At 49.7% G+C, this 19,043-nt stretch carries 17 protein-coding genes and 1 pseudogene; 6 read left to right on the top strand and 12 right to left on the bottom strand.

The genetic code is table 11. The features are described 5' to 3' along the window. Positions 1 to 119: 119 nt before the first annotated feature. A complete protein-coding gene (locus tag IPL71_RS16745; RefSeq protein ID WP_345323601.1) occupies positions 120 to 2,339 on the bottom strand; it encodes a protein kinase domain-containing protein in 2,220 nt (739 codons plus the stop codon). A gap of 41 nt (positions 2,340 to 2,380) precedes the next feature. Continuing rightward, a complete protein-coding gene (locus IPL71_RS16740; protein WP_345323599.1) occupies positions 2,381 to 3,379 on the bottom strand; it encodes a phosphatase PAP2 family protein in 999 nt (332 codons plus the stop codon). 70 nt (positions 3,380 to 3,449) lie between these two features. Here IPL71_RS16740 and IPL71_RS16735 point away from each other — a divergent pair, with 70 nt between their 5' ends. Genes IPL71_RS16735 through IPL71_RS16725 form a run of 3 tightly spaced genes read left to right on the top strand, consistent with a single transcriptional unit; the run spans position 3,450 to position 7,546 of the window. Beyond that, entirely contained in the window at positions 3,450 to 5,198 is a 1,749-nt protein-coding gene (locus IPL71_RS16735) for a transglutaminase-like domain-containing protein (protein ID WP_345323597.1), read from the top strand. Then, positions 5,162 to 5,830 carry a hypothetical protein gene (locus tag IPL71_RS16730; protein WP_345323595.1) on the top strand — a complete coding sequence of 223 codons (669 nt, stop codon included), beginning with the start codon at positions 5,162 to 5,164 and terminating at the stop codon, positions 5,828 to 5,830. The genes IPL71_RS16735 and IPL71_RS16730 overlap by 37 nt, the downstream gene beginning before the upstream one ends. A 6-nt stretch (positions 5,831 to 5,836) precedes the next feature. Then, on the top strand, positions 5,837 to 7,546 hold the full coding sequence (locus tag IPL71_RS16725) for an adenylate/guanylate cyclase domain-containing protein (RefSeq protein WP_345323593.1): 1,710 nt from the start codon (positions 5,837 to 5,839) through the stop codon (positions 7,544 to 7,546). A 142-nt stretch (positions 7,547 to 7,688) separates the two neighbouring features. On the opposite strand, the gene IPL71_RS16720 is transcribed toward IPL71_RS16725, so the two are convergent. The 10 genes and pseudogenes from IPL71_RS16720 to IPL71_RS16675 form a co-directional block, all read right to left on the bottom strand. Beyond that, complete coding sequence (locus IPL71_RS16720; protein WP_345323591.1) at positions 7,689 to 8,822, bottom strand: M20/M25/M40 family metallo-hydrolase; 1,134 nt, start codon at positions 8,820 to 8,822, stop codon at positions 7,689 to 7,691. 14 nt (positions 8,823 to 8,836) lie between these two features. Continuing rightward, complete coding sequence (locus IPL71_RS16715) at positions 8,837 to 9,853, bottom strand: carbohydrate kinase family protein (RefSeq protein ID WP_345323590.1); 1,017 nt, start codon at positions 9,851 to 9,853, stop codon at positions 8,837 to 8,839. 117 nt (positions 9,854 to 9,970) lie between these two features. Continuing rightward, complete coding sequence (locus IPL71_RS16710; protein ID WP_345323588.1) at positions 9,971 to 10,516, bottom strand: DNA-3-methyladenine glycosylase I; 546 nt, start codon at positions 10,514 to 10,516, stop codon at positions 9,971 to 9,973. Continuing rightward, positions 10,513 to 10,968: a GNAT family N-acetyltransferase gene (locus tag IPL71_RS16705; RefSeq protein WP_345323586.1), complete on the bottom strand. Its 456-nt coding sequence runs from the start codon at positions 10,966 to 10,968 to the stop codon at positions 10,513 to 10,515. Before IPL71_RS16705 ends, IPL71_RS16710 begins: the two co-directional genes overlap by 4 nt. After that, positions 10,965 to 11,507 carry a DinB family protein gene (locus IPL71_RS16700; RefSeq protein WP_345323584.1) on the bottom strand — a complete coding sequence of 181 codons (543 nt, stop codon included), beginning with the start codon at positions 11,505 to 11,507 and terminating at the stop codon, positions 10,965 to 10,967. Before IPL71_RS16700 ends, IPL71_RS16705 begins: the two co-directional genes overlap by 4 nt. 43 nt (positions 11,508 to 11,550) lie before the next feature. Continuing rightward, entirely contained in the window at positions 11,551 to 12,657 is a 1,107-nt protein-coding gene (locus IPL71_RS16695; protein WP_345323582.1) for a M24 family metallopeptidase, read from the bottom strand. A 15-nt stretch (positions 12,658 to 12,672) separates the two neighbouring features. Continuing rightward, positions 12,673 to 13,475 (bottom strand): annotated as a pseudogene (locus tag IPL71_RS16690) (SDR family NAD(P)-dependent oxidoreductase). A 91-nt stretch (positions 13,476 to 13,566) separates the two neighbouring features. Next, a complete protein-coding gene (locus IPL71_RS16685; protein ID WP_345323580.1) occupies positions 13,567 to 13,812 on the bottom strand; it encodes a S16 family serine protease in 246 nt (81 codons plus the stop codon). Further along, positions 13,787 to 16,042 carry an endopeptidase La gene (lon, locus tag IPL71_RS16680; RefSeq protein WP_345323578.1) on the bottom strand — a complete coding sequence of 752 codons (2,256 nt, stop codon included), beginning with the start codon at positions 16,040 to 16,042 and terminating at the stop codon, positions 13,787 to 13,789. Before lon ends, IPL71_RS16685 begins: the two co-directional genes overlap by 26 nt. Next, on the bottom strand, positions 16,042 to 17,376 hold the full coding sequence (locus IPL71_RS16675) for a bifunctional folylpolyglutamate synthase/dihydrofolate synthase (RefSeq protein ID WP_345323577.1): 1,335 nt from the start codon (positions 17,374 to 17,376) through the stop codon (positions 16,042 to 16,044). Before IPL71_RS16675 ends, lon begins: the two co-directional genes overlap by 1 nt. Positions 17,377 to 17,436: 60 nt before the next feature. Here IPL71_RS16675 and IPL71_RS16670 point away from each other — a divergent pair, with 60 nt between their 5' ends. The 3 genes from IPL71_RS16670 (at position 17,437) to IPL71_RS16660 (ending at position 18,967) form a co-directional block, all read left to right on the top strand. Beyond that, on the top strand, positions 17,437 to 17,808 hold the full coding sequence (locus IPL71_RS16670) for a hypothetical protein (RefSeq protein ID WP_345323575.1): 372 nt from the start codon (positions 17,437 to 17,439) through the stop codon (positions 17,806 to 17,808). Between the two features lie 4 nt (positions 17,809 to 17,812). Further along, on the top strand, positions 17,813 to 18,097 hold the full coding sequence (locus tag IPL71_RS16665) for a DUF503 domain-containing protein (RefSeq protein ID WP_345323573.1): 285 nt from the start codon (positions 17,813 to 17,815) through the stop codon (positions 18,095 to 18,097). Positions 18,098 to 18,178: 81 nt separating this feature from the next. After that, a complete protein-coding gene (locus IPL71_RS16660) occupies positions 18,179 to 18,967 on the top strand; it encodes an SDR family oxidoreductase (protein ID WP_345323572.1) in 789 nt (262 codons plus the stop codon). Positions 18,968 to 19,043 lie beyond the last annotated feature (76 nt).

Below are 19,043 nucleotides of genomic sequence, written 5' to 3'. Positions count from 1 at the left end.
TCACAAGTACACACTCTGTGTACTTGTGACATTGGTGAATTGCCTTCACTTATACAAAATATCCATTATAAAACTGCCGAGGGAAATCCCTCGGCAGTTGAAGGTTGCGTATGATTGGATCACTTCTGCACAGGCCGCCAGACCGGGTCGAAGTCCAGATCTGCATCGGTCGTCAAGCGTGTACGGTTGGCACTGGTGACCGTCATGTAGTAAATATCGTTATTCTCATCAGATTCTTCGCCTTCATAAACAAGCCAAAATCCATCGGGGGAATAATCCACATCTTCAATGGACAGCGCATTTAATTGAAGCGGAGTCCCCTGCTCCACAGTGCGGTCTGTTGCTGAAATGCGCATTAAGTATGGAAAACAAAAAGTGGAGGCACAGCGTTGATTAAAAAGGATCAACTGCCCGTCCTGCGACCAGGTCGGCAAATAATCTGAGAGTTTTGTTCCGCTGCGGACAATTTGTTTGGCTTCTGTTCCATCTGCATTCATCAGCCATATTTGATATACACCAAAACGTTTTACAACATAAACCAGTTGTGAGCCATCAGGCGACCATGCCGCCTGACGAGACTCAATTGTAGAAGTACCCTTGGTCACCTGTGTAACAGATTGACCAGCCACATCCAGAATAAAAATTTCCATTTGACCAGTACGCAGCGAAGTGAATACAATGGATTTGCCATCCGGCGACCAACTGGGGTCAAAATCCCCGCCGGGCACGGTGGCAATCGGCGTCAGTCCACTGCCATCTGCATTAATGATATATAAACCGGCATCATAATAAATTTCATCCATGCCTTTGCAGGGCGAAATAAATACCAGTTTCCCGCCATCAGGAGACCAGGCAGGCTGACATGCGCCTTCTGCAATATCAGTGACTTGAACAACTGTCTGGCTGGGCATATCCAAAAGATAGATCTGCGGCACACCAGAGCGGGCAGACGCATACGCAATCTGACCCGCGCCCCCACCCACCGGAGTGACCGCAGGGGTAGCGGTCACATCAGGCGTATTGGTAACCACTGGAATCGCAAGCGCAGTTGCGGTTTCATCCACCAATGGGATCTTTGTAGGCGTAAAAGTTAGCGTAGGCGGTGCGGCGGTTTTCGTAACCGTTGCCGTAACGGTCGCAGTCAGTGTTTGCGTGGGCAGCGGAGAGGGGGTTATTGAAGCGGTTGCGGTTCCCGTTGGCGCAAGAAAAGGAATTGCAGCTCGCAAACTTTCAGGCAAAACAGACGGCGCGAAAAACGGCACGCTCACCAACAATAACAATAATAAAATAAATACAAAACGGACCAGCGCAAATCGTCGTTTGCGTTCGCGTTCTTTTTGTTTCTTAAGGGGAGAAACAAACGGTTGATCTTCACCATTGGAAGACACAGGCTGCACAGGTCCCGTTGGCGGACGTGGTGTCTTTTCCTTTTCCGTTACAACCGGAATGGAATCACTTGGATCGTTTGGTAAAAAAGCTTCAGCCGGTGGAGGAACAACCGCATAACCACCCGCCAACTGCTGTGTTTTGGATTTCGCGCCAAGCAGCGCCTTCTTAAATTCCTCAGCGGTCTGAAAACGGTCACTGGGATCAATCGCCATGGCCTTCTCAATCGCAGCCGCGAATCGACGCGTCACCTTCGGGTTTCGTTTACGAAGCGGAGTTAATTGCGCATTATCCATCGCGCGCGCAAGACCATCTTCTGGAATGACACCAGAAATAGCCGCATACAAGGTGGCGCCCAATGAATAAATATCAGTGCGCGGATCTGTACGCGCGGTTCCATATTGTTCAGGAGGAGAATACCCGGGCGTCATCGCACGCGCGCCAGTGGTCGTGGCCTGATTGTTTCCCTGAAATACCTTTGCCAGACCGAAATCCACCAAAAAGATATGACCATCCGGCGTGATCTTCACATTCCCGGGTTTAATATCACGATGCAAAATAGGAGGCTTGCGGGTATGCAGATACGCAACCGCATCACAGATCGCCCCGCCAACTTGAACCGCATCATCTTCACTGATGGTGCCGAGACGCTCCATCCGAAAACGCAAATCTTCCCCTTCAATAAAATCCATCACCAAATACTGCCCCTGATCGCCCAATTCAAAATGATCAGAAACGCGCGGCATATTGGGATGGCGAAGATTCGCAAGGATCACAGCCTCAAGACGAAACTGGCGTGTGTATTCCTCAGTTGTAAAAAGATTTTCCTTTAAAGCAACAGGCACGCCCAGATTCTCATCTATGGCGCGATAAACTGAACCCATGCCCCCCTGACCCAGGATTTCTATAATACGATATCGATTATGAAGAAGAGTATTTTTCTCGAGCGTCATCCATGAACCCTTATATTTTTACTGGAATGATCGCGATTATATCAGATGGATTTTGCACCGGCATTGCGCTCGGCAATCTTTAACCTTACAAATAACCACGGCGCGCCCCCCGCAACCCACCACCCCACCAGCGCATAACGCAAAAATCGCAGTGAATAAAAAATAAAACCATCGCCGCGCGGGAAGATCGCACCCAGCCCCATCCAAAAGAAGATAACACCGATCAACCCGAGGATGTAACGAAGAGCACGCTTCTCAATCGGACCTGCAGCCTGATACCCGCCAATCGACATGATCCACGCTGCGCCCACTGCCAGCCCGAAGAAAGTCCCGGCTGAGGTGAAGATACTGCTTGGGTCAACAGGAGCAGGCACATCGGTCCCGGCAAGAAGCGCGTTATTCATCCAACTCTCAGGGATTTGATATCCGTCTCTAAAAGCTGCGGCGCCCAATCCAACGGCGATAAACAGCAATGAAACAAAGAACGCGATCAGCACTTGCTCTCTAAAGGTTTTTTTACTGACCCATGCGCCGATGGGTTCCCAAAGACTGGTAAAAGCCCACAAGACCACTGCGCCAAACAGCCAGCCAAGAATCACATCATGCGGGAAATGCGCGCCCAGATAAACACGTGAAAACCCGATCAGAAATGCAATAAGAATTGCGCTCACCCATATCCAAGTTTTTTTGCTGTACGCGGCGATCATCCCCCACACAGCCACCGCGTGCTGCGCATGACCCGATGGAACACCAAAGGATGTCTCCGTCCAAAACGCGCGGACGTGTGAACTGACCCAGTAGGGGCGCGGTCCTGCAAATAATAATTTGCCGACATTATTAAATAGATTGCTGGTAATGAGGATGAAGCCCACCCGCAGCCCCAACGCAGAATCAATACACCAGTAGATCAAAGGCAATACAAGAAAAAAGAATTCTTCCGTGCCAAGCCAGCTAAAGAAACGCATGGGGAGAATTAACCAATCTCCTGCACTTTGCAAAGCGATAATTATGGCAATACCATTCTGAATTAAGGTCTGCATATAGTCCTCTGGTGGGGTTTTTTAGAGTTTTGAATTGACGAACACACTGTCTTCATTGTACACTCAATGCATGGAAAAATCATCTTCAACCCGCGATTCCAACCAACACAAATTGACTGAACGCACCTGGGACTGGCGCCTTGCATTCCTCACGATCGCGCTGGTGGAAATTTCAAGCACGCGTTTGGTGATCACCAAGTGGGCATCTTATCTTTATTTTACGCAAACAATCGCCGGGGTCGGCGTGCTTCTGGGACTCGTAATCGGGTATAGCTATTTTTCAAGAAAAGCTGCCATACGCCTGGCGCTGGGATACACGATGATTTTGATTCCGGCCCAATTAATAAAAGCGGTGGAAGAAAAAGACTGGCTGTGGCAGGAATTTGCAGAGTTGTTCAACCGTCTGTTTACTTCGTTGAGTCAATTGATCAGAAATCAACCGGTGTACGATCAACTATTTTTTGTCTCACTGGTCACCCTCGGCTACTGGATCATTGGGATATGCGCCGGTTACTGGCTGACACGGCACGAAAATTTTCTGGGTGTGATCCTGCCAGCGGGGGTAGCCATGCTGATCGTACAGGTCTTTGATCCCTATGTACCAACACGCGCCTGGGGACTCGCAGTGTATATCTTCACTGCCCTGCTGTTGCTTGGAAGGATGTATCTTTTGGAAAGCCGTTCTTCCTGGAAAAAAACTCAATTTCTACTAACGCCGGAAACCATTAATGATTTTGACCGGGGAGTATTCGCAGTGGCAGCGGCGGCCGTGTTTATCGCATGGGCGTTACCCGGGTGGATCAGCAGTGTCAAACCCGCCGCCCAGGCTTGGAGGGATTTTTCACGTCCCCTCTTTGACAGACTCTCCGACGCGGTCAGCGCACTGGAAGCGCCCGGGAAAAAAACAAGCGGGGATTTTTATAGCGGCACGCTTGCCCTGGGTCAACAGGCGACGATCAACGATACTCCGATATTCTATGTGGAAGTGGAGAAGAACAACTTTACTCCCGTGCGGAATTACTGGAAAGGCAGAGTATATGACCTGTATCTCGATGGCCGCTGGACAACCCTTTCAAACTTAAGTACAGATTTCGACCCGGAAGCCAACGAAATCAGTATTGAGTATCCAGAAGCACGCCATGAAATGGCATTTACTTTTACAAATAATGCAATGAATCAGAACCTGTTGTATTCTCCCGCAGAAACAATATGGACCAGCCGGGAAGGCAGTATCGTCTCAACGCCCATCTCAACCAGAGCCAGGGATGTAACGGCCTGGTTTTCAGTCCCCAGTCTTTTAAGCGGAAATAGCTACAAAACCCGCGCACTGATCGCCGACCCTTCCATTGATGAACTGCGCGCCGCAGGGATGGATTATCCAAAGTGGGTTACCGCCAAGTATTTGCAAATTCCTGAAACGATTGCGCCGCAATTAAGAGAACTTGCGCTTGAGATCACCGCACCCTATGACACACCATACGATAAAGCACAAGCCATCACTGCTTATTTAAGGAAAGAGATCGAATATACAACCGAGATCACAGAAACCCTGCCAGACCGCCAAGACCCCGTACTATGGGTTTTATTTGATCATAAAAAGGGATTTTGCATGTACTACGCCAGCGCAGAGACTTTAATGCTGCGCTCGATCGGCATCCCTGCCCGCATGGCGGTTGGCTTCGCAGAAGGAACCCGTGACAAAGACAGTTTGAAAGAAAGATACATTGTGGCGTATAAAAACTCACCGCCTGGCCTGAGGTGTACTTCCCCGGCATTGGCTGGATGGAGTTTGAACCAACGGCAAATCAAGACCCGTTGAATCGTCCTCAAAAGAAAATAGAAACAAATGCCAATGCATCTGATGCTGTGCCGCAGAATGGCGATCTGGCCGCCATTGATGGCGGCGAGCAAAACTCCGCTGAGTTTGACCCCACCCTGCTAGAAGATGAAAACCTGGTAATCACCCGCCAAACAAACTCTTGGACAAAATTCCTCGCATCGGCAGGAATCTTTACAATTTTGATACTTGGCATTTTTCTTGCCCGCCGATACTCCCTTGAAGACCGTTTGCCAGTATACTTGGCTGATCGTTATACACGGAATGGAAATACGCCGCCACGCTGGTTAAATCGCTGGGTACGCTGGGTTTCACTCTCTCCAATTGAGCAGGCATTCCAAGCCATCAGCTTCAGCCTCTATTGGCTAAAACATCCACAGCCCATCCACACAACTTCACAGGAACGCGCCAACATCCTGATGACACATTTGCCTTCCGCTCAGGAGCAAATCCTTTTCCTGTTACAGGAATATCAAACTGCGATCTATACACCGCGACCGGGAAACATCACCATCGCCCGCAAAGCGGCAACCATCATCCTGCTAAAAACGTGGCAAAGTCGAGTAAAAAAAGCCTTGAAATTCATGGATACCCGTTATAATCAATTACAATAAACGCTTATGAATGAACAGACCCGCCCATCAACAATCCCCGACCAACTCATCACGCTGAGCAAGCAGGCAGGAAAGATTCGCAGCGAGTTGGAGTCGAACAAACTTAAACTCCCAAAAAATACAAGCGACGATCTGCACAACCTTGAAACAACGTTGTCATTGATCGGCGAAAAAATTGAAGCCTTTCAGAAAGAGCACAGCAACCTTTCAGCGCTCGCCAATGTGGGGCAGGTCATCAACTCTTCACTTGAACTCGATGAAGTACTGACCATCGTGATGGATAACATCGTGCGCCTGACCAAGGCCGAACGCGGATTTCTGATGCTGCGCGATGAAAAAGGTGTCATGGTCACCCGCATGGGGCGCAACTGGGAAATGGAATCGATCAATTCCTCCGAGTTGACCGTCAGTAAGTCTGTTGTGGGGCGCGTGATCGAATCAGGCGAACCGCTCATCACCACCAATGCACAGGAAGACCAGCGTTTCATGGGACAGGAAAGTATTGTCGCATTCAATCTGCGTTCCATTCTCTGTGTTCCCCTCAAAGTAAAAAACGATCTGATCGGCGTGATCTATGCCGACAACCGCATCCGCACCGGCATCTTTGCTGAGTCAGAGCGGAATCTGCTGGTTGCTTTTGCAAACCAGGCCGCAGTTGCGATCGAAAACGCGCGCTTATTTTCTTCACTCAAGCACACGCTTGAAGAAGTCACCGGCCTCAAGAATTTGATGGATAACATTTTCGCATCCATTGCCAGCGGCGTCATCACTGCGGATATTCAGAATCAGATCACACTCACCAACCGTGCCGCTGAAACGATCCTGGGATACGCCTCGAACGACATCATCGGTCATCTTCTTAACGAGGCGCTTGCTTCTGTTGCGAAGGAGCTTGAGCCGCATCTGACAGAAGTGCGCGAAACCGATCGAGCCATTGTAGACCTTGAGATCAGTCACCTCTCTCCCACCCGCGGAAATGTAGACTGGCGCTTCAATCTCTCTCCGCTCAAAGATGCCGGACAAAAGACTCAGGGTGTTGCCATTGTGCTGGATGATCTAACCGAGAGAAAGAAACTCGAAGCCCAGCGCAAACTCTTTGAACGCATGGTTTCTCCCGCTGTGATCGAACAACTTGACCCGAACAGTTTACAACTGGGCGGCAAACGCACCGACATCACCGCCATGTTCGCAGATATTCGCGGCTTCACTACTTTTAGTGAAAACCGTGAACCGGAACAATTGGTGAAAATATTAAATCTTTATCTGGCAGCCATGGCAGATGCCGTTCTGATACAGGAAGGCACCATCGATAAATTCATGGGCGATGCCATCATGGCCTGGTTCAACGCTCCCATCCCACAGCCTGACCATACTCTGCGCGCCGTTAAAACTGCGTTGATCATTCGCGAATCGATTGAGAATTTATATAAGGTACTCCCCGAAGATTCACATCTGGCTTTTGGTGTGGGCATTCACTACGGTGACGCAGTGCTGGGTTTGATCGGCACCGAAAAAAGACTGGAATACACCGCCATCAGCGATAGCGTAAATACTGCCAAACGCATTCAGGAAAATTCAGCCAGAAATCAGATCCTCATCAGCAAAGATGCATATGAACGGGTGAAGGATGATATCGAGGTTAAGCCTCATGCAGAAATGCCAGTGAAAGGCAAATCACACGCGCTGGAAGTTTTTGAGGTAGTAGGGTTGAAGTGATTTTGTAATAAGTGACGAGTAATAAGTAATAAGTGAAGGCTTTCGAAGTGATGATGACTTCGGAAGTTTTTGTTTAAAAAGAGTGCGGAAGTTTTAACTTCCGCACTCTGCCATATAACTGCAAACTATTCAACGAACCACCCTATCCAGCCAACTCCACAAACCGAATCAAACTTTCCAGGCCCTTACCTATTGGAGCGGTGTCAATATATTCATTCACAGTATGCGCCCCGCCGCCTGTGGTGATTCCCATTACTACAGCGGGAATGCCAAGGCTTAAAGGAATATTCGCATCGGTGGAGCCCGAAGTGAGGATCGCGTCCAAATCCTGCTCGGCGGTACAAGTCACAGCTAATTGCACCAGCGCATGATCGGCGGAAATTTCTCCAGCGGGTCGTTCACCAATAATCTCCGCCATAATTCTGACACCCGTACGGTCGGCATTTTTTAGCAAATCTTCCACTTGATGAGTCAATTTCATCAGCGTTTTGGGATCTTCAGAACGCAAATCCAGCTCACATTTAGCTTCCGCCGCGAGGACATTAATCCCCGTGCCGCCGCCGAAGGTACCAACATTCATTGTGGTGCGCGGTTCACGCGGAAGCCGGATCGCGGTCAACTGTGTGACCAGCGCGGCCAGTTCATGCACTGCCGAAGGCTGACCATAATCAGACCAGGAATGTCCGCCCGCAGTTTTGGCTGTAATACGATAACGCCGCACACCGATCGCACGATGATACACATGCCCGAGCGCGAGTCCCTCAATCACCAGATACCCGATCACATCCTTGTCGAAGCGCTCCACCACTCCGCGCATTCCACGCAGATCGCCGAGTCCTTCCTCACCCACATTCGCCACAAACCATACATCCTGCTTCAACTCGATCTTTCTTTCACGCAAACCCCAGAGGATGCCGAACAAAGCGGCCACACCGAGTGAGTTATCACCGATGCCTGGTGCGACGATCCGGCTCGATTCTTTCTTAACCTGTAAGTTGATACTGTTTGGAAAGACAGTATCCAAATGGGCAGAGACGATCAGCGGTTTCGCCTTTTTCTGCTTTCCCGGCAAACGCGCATACACATTCCCAAGTGAATCCATCGAAACATCTTTGAGATTTTCCGTCAAAAAAGATCCGCGCACAAATTCTCCGCGTTGACCCTCGGCAAAAGTAGGCGCAGGGATCTGTTGAATCTGTACGGCAAGATCAATAAGTTGGGATGAGAAATCTGTCATGAGGTAAGTATACAGGCGGGTGGATGAGTGAGTCAACATTGAATGGTCAATGCTTATAACGTGTGCGTCATTTCCTTTAGTGAATGCAAGCGGGCTTCAGCAAGACCGGGCAAAACGCCCAAAGCATAAAATGGGCCGCTGCCCTCTATTTTGAGAGAAGCAGATACACTGCCATACAAAGCTGCCATTAAGGGATCATTGGTCTTTTGAAAGCCGGCGAGGAATCCACCGCAAAAAGCGTCACCGGCGCCGGTTGGGTCAACCAAACGTGAAGGATACGCCGGAACTTCATAGCGATGATTGCCCGGCACATCATAGACCCACTGTCCGAGCAGGCCGCGTTTGATGACGATGATCTGCGGTCCATATTCACTGATGCGGCGCGCCATTTCCCACAGGTCATTGGTTTCGCCCCAAAAAAGCGAACGCAATTCCTCTTCTGATGGCTGGAACACAGTAACGCCTTGCAGCACGAGTCGCAGGTCACGCCAAAAGGCGGGGAACATGTATCCAGGAGCAGGATCCAGGCTGACGGTTTGGTTTGATCCGCCTCTAAAGAGGTTGACCATTTGACTCTGGCTGATAAAGTCAAAGGGGCAGATATGCACATGGCGGACATTCCAATACTGCCTGGGCACATCCAAAGCGGCGGGTGAAATTAATTCCGGCTCGCGCGGATCTTTCCGCGACTCATCGGGCGCTTGATATCCAAGCAATGATTTTGGGAAGGGAAGCTGGCGGCGGGCAAAATGCGAAACCGCATTGGAATGACTGCGTTCATTGGTATCGGTGAAGGCGATAAAATTTCGGAGATCAACATTTTGCAATTCGCGCAGCGTGTGAATGCCATTTGTGTCAAAACCGCGATGCTCAAGATCACGCAGCCATTGTCTTGGATACTCCTCACCCACACGGCCTACCAGCCCGGTATTCACGCCAGAATCCCATACGGCAAGCCCGCCCGCGGCATATAACAAATCTCCACCGGGGGCGTCCAATAAAGGCTGGCCTGTGGGCGGCAAAATATATTCACGATTGAGTTTTCCTGCGATGACAAAAGTTGGCGGCATAGGTTTTGTTACGCTGTAAGTATACAAGTAAATAAAAAATTCGGAGCGCGGGCTTTTACTCCGAATTGACGATCAACGAAGTAAAGCAGGTGCTCCGATCTGTTTCCAAAAGAAATATTATTTATTCATCCAACGGGGCTTCAGCGCCGCGACCTTTTTAAAAATCGGACAATCCGGCTGATGCGCACCCGGCAAATATCCCGTGGACATTAAGAATTCGTTGACGATCTCGCCGCCGGTAAAGACAAAGGTCTTCTTGAAAAGCTTTGTCCACTCGTCTTTCGTGAGTGGGTGATGCGCATCCAGCCAGCCTTGAAAGGAGCCGAATTCCTTTTTCAACTCAAGGATCTTCTGCGCGTTGACAATCGCCGCATTAACTTTTAACCGGTTGCGAATAATGCCCGCATCTGCCAGCAAACGCGCGCGGTCTTCCTCGGTGTATTTTGCAATTTTTGCGATGTTAAATTTGCTGTAGGCTTTATGGAAGTTATCCGCCTTCTTGAGAATGGTGATCCACGAAAGACCAGCCTGATTGATTTCCAGTACAAGACGTTCAAAAAGTTCATCGTCATCTTTGAGCGGAAATCCGTATTGGGTATCGTGATAATTTTTATTGAAGGTATCTTCCGGGTGAGAATTGCAGTAATCACAGTAGGTTGTCATAAATTGATCTCCATTACGGGTAATACGCGCGGTTGACCTTCGATCTGTGTTTGATATTGACCGGTTTTGCGAGCACCCATTTTTTCGTAGAAAGTTTGTGCGTTGGGATCGGATTCTATTTTTATATTATAAACACCTTGAGCGCGGCTTCTTTCCAGTGCATGTTGGAAAAGCTGCTTTCCGATCCCCTGCCCCATAAATTCAGGCAAGACCCAGAGATTATCGAGCCAAAGAGATTCGTTTTCATATTTAAGAGAGTAATAGCCCGCACATTTTTTATCGATAATCGCCGCCCATGTTTCGTGCTTGAGAATATATGCGGAGGTGATCGCTAATGACGGGAGCCAGAGTTGAATCCAACTTTCGGGGTAATTCCAATGGCGTTTTGCGGCCAGCGTGATCGTGGTTAATATTTCCGCCTGTTCGGGCAGTGCGGGCTGAATGGATATCATTTTTGAAATTGCACGGCTTGCTTTAGAACATCGTCAAAATGCAATTGATCGTGATAAATGCCAATACGCAAGGTGACGATCAAATTACACCAACCGAACAACGGGTCGTATAAATACAAATTTCCCAACACATCTACATCCTTGCCCTCATAAAATTGACGGACATTTGCATGAAGGGTTCGCAGCTCAGACTTAAGTGTTTCGAATGAAACCGGTTTGCGCGGATTGTAGCGCGGAGTCCACATGAAGCCCACCCATTGTGGAAATTTCGGGCTGCGATACAGATCTTCTATTTGCACCGAGTATTGACGGTTACGGCGCAGGCGTCCGTACCAGCCGTTTAACTTCCAGATCCATTTTACGGCGGGATAGGTGGAGGCAAACAGTAAATAATTGTGGTCAAGGATTTCGCCGATGCTCCATTCATTGAGAGCGGGTCTCTGCCAGAGCTGCGAATCGGTTAATCCGCTCAACGCATCAAATACAGTTTCACGTTGGGAATCAAGAAGATCAAGGTATGTAGAAATTATTGTTGACATAATAAAAATGGGCGGCACGTTGTTTAGCGTGCCGCCCTGCAATTTATCCTACTACTCGAATTTCGCTCGGCATATCGCTCAAACAATCTGCGCCGCTCTCGGTGATGACGATGTTATCTTCGATGCGAACGCCGTTGCGGTTGGGAAGATAAATTCCCGGCTCCACAGTGTAGGCCATGCCAACTTCCAGGAGCTGCATATTGTCGCCGCGCATGTACGGTTCTTCGTGACCTTCCATGCCAATACCGTGACCAGTGCGATGCGTGAAATATTTTCCATAGCCTGATTTTTCGATCACATCACGTGTGGCAATATCCACGGCGGCGCAGGGCACACCGGGCTTGCCCGCGGCACGACCAGCAGCGTTGGCTTCCTGCACGATCTTGTGAATCTTCGCGCACTCATCATCCACCTCACCCACAGCGAAAGTGCGTGTCAGGTCTGAGATATAGCCTTCGTACGCAGCGCCCCAATCCACAACCAGAAGATCGCCGGCTTGTAATTTTCTTTCGGTCGGTGATGCGTGCGGATTTGCGCCATTCGGTCCGCCGGAGATGATGGGGAAAAATGGCAGGGCAGAATCAGAGCCGTGCTTTAATAATTGCATCACCAGTTCAGAAGATAACTCACGCTCAGTCATACCGATCTTAATTAAGGGAATGGTTGCTTCAAGTGAGTCCTGCGCGATCTTCACCGCGCGGCGCATGGCATCAATTTCGGCTTTGTCTTTTTTCAAACGCAGACCCGAAAGCACTTCACTTGCATCTGGATATTCAGCCTCAGGCGCGCCTGCTTTTACATGACCGAATTCCATTAAGCGCAGTTGACGTGGTTCGACGCCGATGCGCTTCCCATCCAGACCGAGAGACTGGGCAGCTTTTCGAAAGGCATCATCCCACTCTGAAGGAAGTTCGCCATACGCGAATGCTTGTATTTTGTAGGGAAATAAATCCACTTTGGGGAGTTCCAGTTCGGGCAAGACAAGCACCGGGTCTTTGCCGGGTGCGACAAATAAAACAATCGGGCGTTCCATTAAATGAAATTCGACACCGGCGAGATATGTCAGCGTGGGACCCGGATTCAGAATAACGGCATCCAGGTTCGAGGTCCGCATTGATGCGGTGAGGTTGTTAAGTCGCGCTTGATTCATGAGAGTCTCCTAATTCTATTTATGTTTAATTTTTGAGAAGGCGTATGAGATCCAATCAACGATGACTGGAAACAGCATGTCAAAAGTTGTGAGGATGCGAAACCACCAAGGGATGATCAAACTGCGGCGCGGACGTTTGGCAACATCCAGCACGCGGCGGGCGACATATTCGGAAGTCATGTGGATGTTGAACATGGACTTGACCGAACTATAGGCTTCGTTCTTGCCTACGTGCTGACCAAATTCAGTGGAAGCCGGACCGGGATAAATTCCGCTGACTTTGATACCGAGTGGAGTCACTTCGCGGCGCAGGGCGTCGGTGAATCCGCGGGCACCGTGTTTGCTGGCGGCATAACTTGTGATAAGCGGAGAAGCAAGCAGACCTGCAACGGAGATCATATTAATAATATGACCTTCTCCGCGATTAAGCATGTACGGCAAAACCGCGCGTGTAACTTGCATCAGGGCAATGAGATTAACCTGTACCAGCGTATTGATATCACGTTCAACGGAATGATTCTCAAACCAATCCACGCGGCCAATGCCGGCGTTGTTAAAAGAATATCAATGTGCCCATACAGATCGATCGTGGTCTGCACCATGTTATCCACTTCGGCCGGGTCGACAATATCCACGGGCACGGCGATGGCTTCGCCGCCAAGTTCCTGTATTTTTGCGGCGAGGTTTTGCAAACGGTCTAAACGGCGCGCGGCCAGAACGACCTTGCAGCCTTCTTTTGCAAAGAGCAAAGCGGCGTCTTCGCCAAAGCCTGAGGAGGCGCCTGTAATGAGAACGACTTTATTTTCTAGTGTGGTCATGGGTGAGTTTCCGTTAAATATCAAGTGACGTGGATATTTTATCATCCACGTCACTTGAGTTGGGGATTGTTATGAAATAAAGACGTAAAAACTACTCGTCCTGACTATCATCTCCGCCGCGCTTCTTTGGCCGTGGCGGTTCGACAGTCACTTCCTTGGAAAGCGCAATTGCCAGCACATCATCCATGTGTTTGATCGGGATTATTTTTAGCTCAGATCGGGCAGTCTTGGGAAGTTCCACCAGATCTTTCATATTCTTTTCCGGCAGAAGCACGGTCTTCAAACCCGCGCGATGTGCGGCGAGAACTTTCTCACGTACGCCACCAATAGGGAGCACGCGCCCGCGCAGGGTGATCTCGCCGGTCATGCCCACGTGACGTAGACACCGGACGCCCGGTCAACGCGGAGATGATGGCCGTTGCCATCGTAATCCCAGCCGAGGGACCATACTTCGGGATGCCGCCTTCAGGCATGTGGATATGAATATCCAAACGCTCGAAAATATCGAGTTCAAGTTTCAACGCACCAGCACGTGACTTGATATAAGTCAGCGCGGCCTGAGCAGATTCCTGCATCACCTCACCCATCTGACCTGTCATCTGCATGCCGCCTTTGCCTTCGAGAATGGCAACTTCAACAGACATGATCTCGCCCCCAGTTTCAGTCCATGCAAGACTGGTAGCGACGCCCACTTCGTCAGTCAGTTCCGCTTCGGATGGGAAGACTTGCTGCGGGCCGAGCATTTTCTCGATCATCTCAGCCGCGATCGAAGCGGGATACTTCTTCCCTTCCGCTTTGAGGCGTGCGATCTTGCGGCAGACTCGTCCGAGTTCACGTTCCAGATTACGCACGCCCGCTTCATAGGTATATTCGCGGATGATGCGTTTTAGTGCGGCAGGCTCAAATACAATTTCAAGACTCTCGATTCCATTCTCTTCGATCTGGCGCGGAATGAGATAACGATTCGCGATCTCGATCTTTTCCTCTTCGATATAGCCGGGGAATTCGATCACTTCCATGCGATCCAACAATGGAGCAGGGATATTCGCCAGCGAATTGGCGGTGGTCACGAACATGACTTTGGAGAGATCAAACGGTAATTCAAGGTAATGATCGCTGAACGCGTAATTTTGTTCAGGGTCCAGCACTTCAAGCATGGCCGAAGCAGGGTCGCCGCGGAAGTCTGAATATAACTTGTCAATTTCATCCAGCATAAAAAGCGGATTCGCCGTGCCGGCGCGTTTCATGGTTTGGATAATTCGTCCGGGCAGTGCGCCGATGTACGTGCGGCGATGTCCGCGGATCTCGGCTTCGTCACGCACGCCGCCGAGCGAGACACGCGCAAACTTGCGTCCGAGCGCATCTGCGATGGAACGTCCTAATGAAGTCTTACCCACGCCGGGAGGTCCCACAAAACAAAGAATCGGCTGACGTTCCTTTTTCGGCTTGAGCGAACGCACAGCGATATATTCCAAAATTCTTTCTTTGGCTTTCTTCAATCCGTAATGATCGCGTTCCAAAATCTTGGCAGCGTTCTTGACATCCAAATTATCAGGCGTGGAATTATTCCACGGCAGGTCAACGATCCAATCAATATAGGTGCGGATAATGCCCACTTCGGGCGCCATGGGCGGCATTTGATTCAACCGCTCTAATTCTTTAAGCGCAACCTTCTTTGCTTCTTCAGGCAGGTTGGCGGCATCCACTTTTTTCTTGAGATCAGATGCATCACGCGTAAAAATATCGCCTTCCCCCAATTCGTTTTGGATCTGCTTCATTTGTTCGCGCAGATAAAACTCACGCTGACTCTTATCCACTTCACTTTGTACACGTGAATGAATTTCGTCTTCCAACTCAAGCACATCCACTTCCTGTGCCAGAATATTATTTAATTGTCCCAAGCGTGCTTTGGGGTCAAGGATCAACAGTAATCTTAATTTTGCTTCGTAAGTTAATGAAAGCGAGGTGGCAACCATATCCGAAAGCCAGCCCGGTTCGGCGATGTTCAATGCAAACAAATGGGCTTCTTCAGGAATTGAACGATCCAGTTGTACGCAACGTTCGAACAAACTTAATGCAGAACGCATCAACGCCTGCGCCTGTCTATCGGCGGTTTGCGGTTCGTTGATCACGCGCGCGCGTACTTTGATGTACGGCTTCACGCTCAAGAATTCAACGATCTCCACCCGCTTACGTCCCTGCACCAGCGCGGAGTATGAACCGTCGGGCATGTGCAGCAAGCGCCCCACCGCCATCTCCACACCCACCGGCATAAAATCATCGGCGCCAGGGTCATTCAATTCAGGGTCTTTTTGAGTCAGCCCGATCACGGTCTGCTCTTTGCGTTGCGCTTCCTGCACCGCAAGCAACGATGCTTCGCGCCCTACAAAGATCGGAGAAACCATGCGCGGAAAGATCACCATATCGCGCAGCGGCAATACCACGGCCTCGATCAGCCCGTCAGCGTTGGGTTCCATATTCGGAATGCGATACAGTTCCTCGGTCCGCTGTGAGAGCGTGAGGTCAAAATTATCTTCTTCTTCGTTCCAGTCAGATTGATGATTCATTAAGTACTCGTTTTCCATGCAGACATGACTTCCGCGGTGACAAACATGCTTCCAGCGGATAAGACGATGCTACCATCTTTTGATGACAATTCCAGCGCCCGCGCCAATGCGGACTTTACGGGAGTGACCGCTTCAGACTCCGCCCCAGCCTGCTCAGCCAACTGTTGAATTCGTTCCACTTCAAGCGCCCGCGGATGATCGGCACGCGTGACAATGATTTTCTTGATCTTCGATTTTAGTGCCGCAAACATCCCGGGGATATTCTTATCTTCTGATGCGCCAAAGATCAGATACACTTTTTTATCAGGGAAATAAGCATCAAGTGTTTCAGAAAGTTTCTCGAACGAATCCTGATTATGCGCCGAGTCAAAGATCACCGGAGGTTCGCGCCGCGCAATCTCAAAGCGGGCGCGCCATTGTACTTGAGAAAACCCTTTTTGTATCTGCTCATCTGTGATGGGAATTCCACTGGCTTTCAAAGCTGTGTAAGCGGTGGTGGCGTTTTCGATTTGGTGATTTCCAAGAGGGACTGGTGACCATAGCGATGGACCTGCTGAACTGCGTCCAATTCGAATTTGATTTCTTTCCCGATCGTCCCCGTCCAAGGACGACTCCTGCCATCCAGACTCAAACTTTACATCTCTTCCTACAAGTGTTAACTCTGCATTATTTTCTTTGGCTACACGCTCCAGCACTTCCCAAGCCTCATCCTTTTGCGGGGATGAAACCACGGGCACACCAGGTTTGATAATGCCGGCCTTCTCCCCTGCGATCAAAGCCAGTGTATTGCCCAACACGGCCATATGGTCATAAGACAATGAAGTAATCACTGAAACCTTGGGCGTGACAATATTGGTCGCATCCAGTCTACCACCGAGGCCTACTTCAAACACAGCCGCAGTGACGCCATGTTTCGCAAAGGCCATAAATGCCAGCGCCGTGGTGATTTCAAAGGTGGTCAATTTTTCGATCTGCGCTACAAACGGCTTGATCTCTTCCACTAAGTCAATCAACTGCTCATGTGAGATCGGTGCGCCGTTAATTTGAATCCGCTCCACATAATCCAATAAATGCGGTGACGTGTACAAACCCACCGTGTAACCCGCCGCCTGCAAAGCCGCCGCACACAACGCCGAAGTGGAGCCTTTGCCCTTCGTCCCCGCCACATGAATGACGGGATACTTCGTCTGCGGGCTGCCCAGTAACTCCATCAACGCAAACATACGGTCAAGATTAAAGTCTGCCTTGGCAAGCTCCGAGGAATGTTTAAGGCTATAATCCACGAAGGAATACAGGTAATCGAGGGAATTGTTATATGAAGTTTCTATGTCCATGCGTGAGATTGTAAGGCGTAATTCATAATTCGTAAAATAAGAAAATATTATAAATAGACCATGAACATTCACCCCGATAAAGAATCCCCTTCTGTACAATCAGCGAAACAAAAAGCAAAGGAAATAATCTCCTCCTGGTGGGGAGATATTCCGTTCGTTATTTCGATTTTTCTACTTCTCATGTATGCCATTGTGATCACGATCCTTGATCGGTTCGGCATAAAGGTTGCCCTATGGACGTTTCAACTTGTAATCAGTATTATGCTTTTCCTATGGGGTACAACAGGTTTATTTATCATTGTACGTGGGGAATACAGGGATAGACACAAGGGAATTCAACGCGGCTTTCCAGCCTATGTACTTGGCAGCACCTTGATATTGATAGGGTGGCTGCCCATTATTGCCATGCTCTCTTCAGTTTTCTTCAAATAACATCATGATCGCCACCCTCATCATTCACCTGCACCTCCCCACTTGTGCTTCTCTCAAAGAAAAGCGCGGACGAATCAAGCCGCTCATCTCACGTTTGCATCGTGAATTTAATGTCTCTGTTGCAGAAATGGATCTACAGGACAAATGGCAGGAGGCCGTGATCGGCTGTGCCATGATCAATTCTGACGGAGTCACCCTGCGACAGTCTCTGCAAAGTGTGGCAAAATGGGTGGAAGCAAATTGGACAGATGGTCAGGTTATTGACGAAAAGATCGAGATCATTGCGTAGGGGCGACCCTTGTGGTCGCCCTATTTGTATAACATACATAAGGGCGGGGACAAGCCCCGCCCCTACGAATATGGAGACAAAATGGACTTACACCTAAAAGACAAAATCGCACTCGTCACTGGCTCCTCTCGTGGACTTGGATATGCCACCGCGCTGGCTTTGGCAAAGGAAGGCTGCAAGGTCGCCATTAATGGACGGGATGAGGCAAAGATCAAAAATGTGGCTGAAAAATTAAGCAAGGAAACAGGTACACAAGTTATTGGGCTGGCAGGCGATGTGGGTTTGACCGATGTGCCCGAAAAGCTAATTCAACAAACTGTGGATGCCTTCGGCGGGTTGGATATTCTCATCACCAACGCCGGCGGACCTCCGCCCGGGTCGATCGATTCACTCGACGAAGCCGCGTGGCAAAAAGGCGTGGACTTGTGCCTGATGCTGCACGTCCGCTTGATTAAGGCGGCGCTGCCTCATTTGCGAAAATCAGATTCAGCGAGTGTGTTGACGGTGACTTCGATGTCGGTCAAACAGCCGATCGCGAATTTACTACTATCAAACAGCATTCGCATGGCGACGATCGGATTAACCAAATCGCTGGCGCTGGAACTTGGCCGCGAGAATATCCGCTTTAATTCCATACTACCCGGCTGGACGGAGACGGAACGTGTCACAGAGTTGATGACTGCCCGGGCAACAGCGAACAGCTCAACGGTAGAGGAAGAAACGCGCAGGCAGTCGGAGCAGAGTCCGCTTGGGAGGTTGGGTCAACCTGAAGAGTTCGCGAATGCCGCAGCGTTCCTCGTCTCGCCTGCGGCTTCCTATATTACAGGTGTGATGTTAAATGTGGACGGCGGGATGTATAAGGGCATTTGATTTACATCCTGAGCGGAGTGACGAATGCTCTTTGAGGCATGCAGCCGAAGGATAGTTTGCAGTAAATTATAATTTT

The sequence above is a fragment of the Candidatus Villigracilis proximus genome, from assembly GCF_016717045.1.
Classification (GTDB): domain Bacteria; phylum Chloroflexota; class Anaerolineae; order Anaerolineales; family Villigracilaceae; genus Villigracilis; species Villigracilis proximus.
This window is presented reverse-complemented; position numbering and strand designations above follow the sequence as displayed.

What these genes read in the sequence shown, in the direction of transcription:
- lon (WP_345323578.1), bottom strand. Translation starts at nt 16,042, where the DNA reads ATGAATCATCAATCTGACTGGAACGAAGAAGAAGATAATTTTGACCTC.
- IPL71_RS16670 (WP_345323575.1), top strand. Translation starts at nt 17,437, where the DNA reads ATGAACATTCACCCCGATAAAGAATCCCCTTCTGTACAATCAGCGAAA.
- IPL71_RS16660 (WP_345323572.1), top strand. Translation starts at nt 18,179, where the DNA reads ATGGACTTACACCTAAAAGACAAAATCGCACTCGTCACTGGCTCCTCT.
- IPL71_RS16725 (WP_345323593.1), top strand. Translation starts at nt 5,837, where the DNA reads ATGAATGAACAGACCCGCCCATCAACAATCCCCGACCAACTCATCACG.
- IPL71_RS16720 (WP_345323591.1), bottom strand. Translation starts at nt 8,822, where the DNA reads ATGTTGACTCACTCATCCACCCGCCTGTATACTTACCTCATGACAGAT.
- IPL71_RS16675 (WP_345323577.1), bottom strand. Translation starts at nt 17,376, where the DNA reads ATGGACATAGAAACTTCATATAACAATTCCCTCGATTACCTGTATTCC.
- IPL71_RS16700 (WP_345323584.1), bottom strand. Translation starts at nt 11,507, where the DNA reads ATGTCAACAATAATTTCTACATACCTTGATCTTCTTGATTCCCAACGT.
- IPL71_RS16665 (WP_345323573.1), top strand. Translation starts at nt 17,813, where the DNA reads ATGATCGCCACCCTCATCATTCACCTGCACCTCCCCACTTGTGCTTCT.
- IPL71_RS16745 (WP_345323601.1), bottom strand. Translation starts at nt 2,339, where the DNA reads ATGACGCTCGAGAAAAATACTCTTCTTCATAATCGATATCGTATTATA.
- IPL71_RS16730 (WP_345323595.1), top strand. Translation starts at nt 5,162, where the DNA reads ATGGAGTTTGAACCAACGGCAAATCAAGACCCGTTGAATCGTCCTCAA.
- IPL71_RS16695 (WP_345323582.1), bottom strand. Translation starts at nt 12,657, where the DNA reads ATGAATCAAGCGCGACTTAACAACCTCACCGCATCAATGCGGACCTCG.
- IPL71_RS16735 (WP_345323597.1), top strand. Translation starts at nt 3,450, where the DNA reads ATGGAAAAATCATCTTCAACCCGCGATTCCAACCAACACAAATTGACT.
- IPL71_RS16705 (WP_345323586.1), bottom strand. Translation starts at nt 10,968, where the DNA reads ATGATATCCATTCAGCCCGCACTGCCCGAACAGGCGGAAATATTAACC.
- IPL71_RS16740 (WP_345323599.1), bottom strand. Translation starts at nt 3,379, where the DNA reads ATGCAGACCTTAATTCAGAATGGTATTGCCATAATTATCGCTTTGCAA.
- IPL71_RS16715 (WP_345323590.1), bottom strand. Translation starts at nt 9,853, where the DNA reads ATGCCGCCAACTTTTGTCATCGCAGGAAAACTCAATCGTGAATATATT.
- IPL71_RS16710 (WP_345323588.1), bottom strand. Translation starts at nt 10,516, where the DNA reads ATGACAACCTACTGTGATTACTGCAATTCTCACCCGGAAGATACCTTC.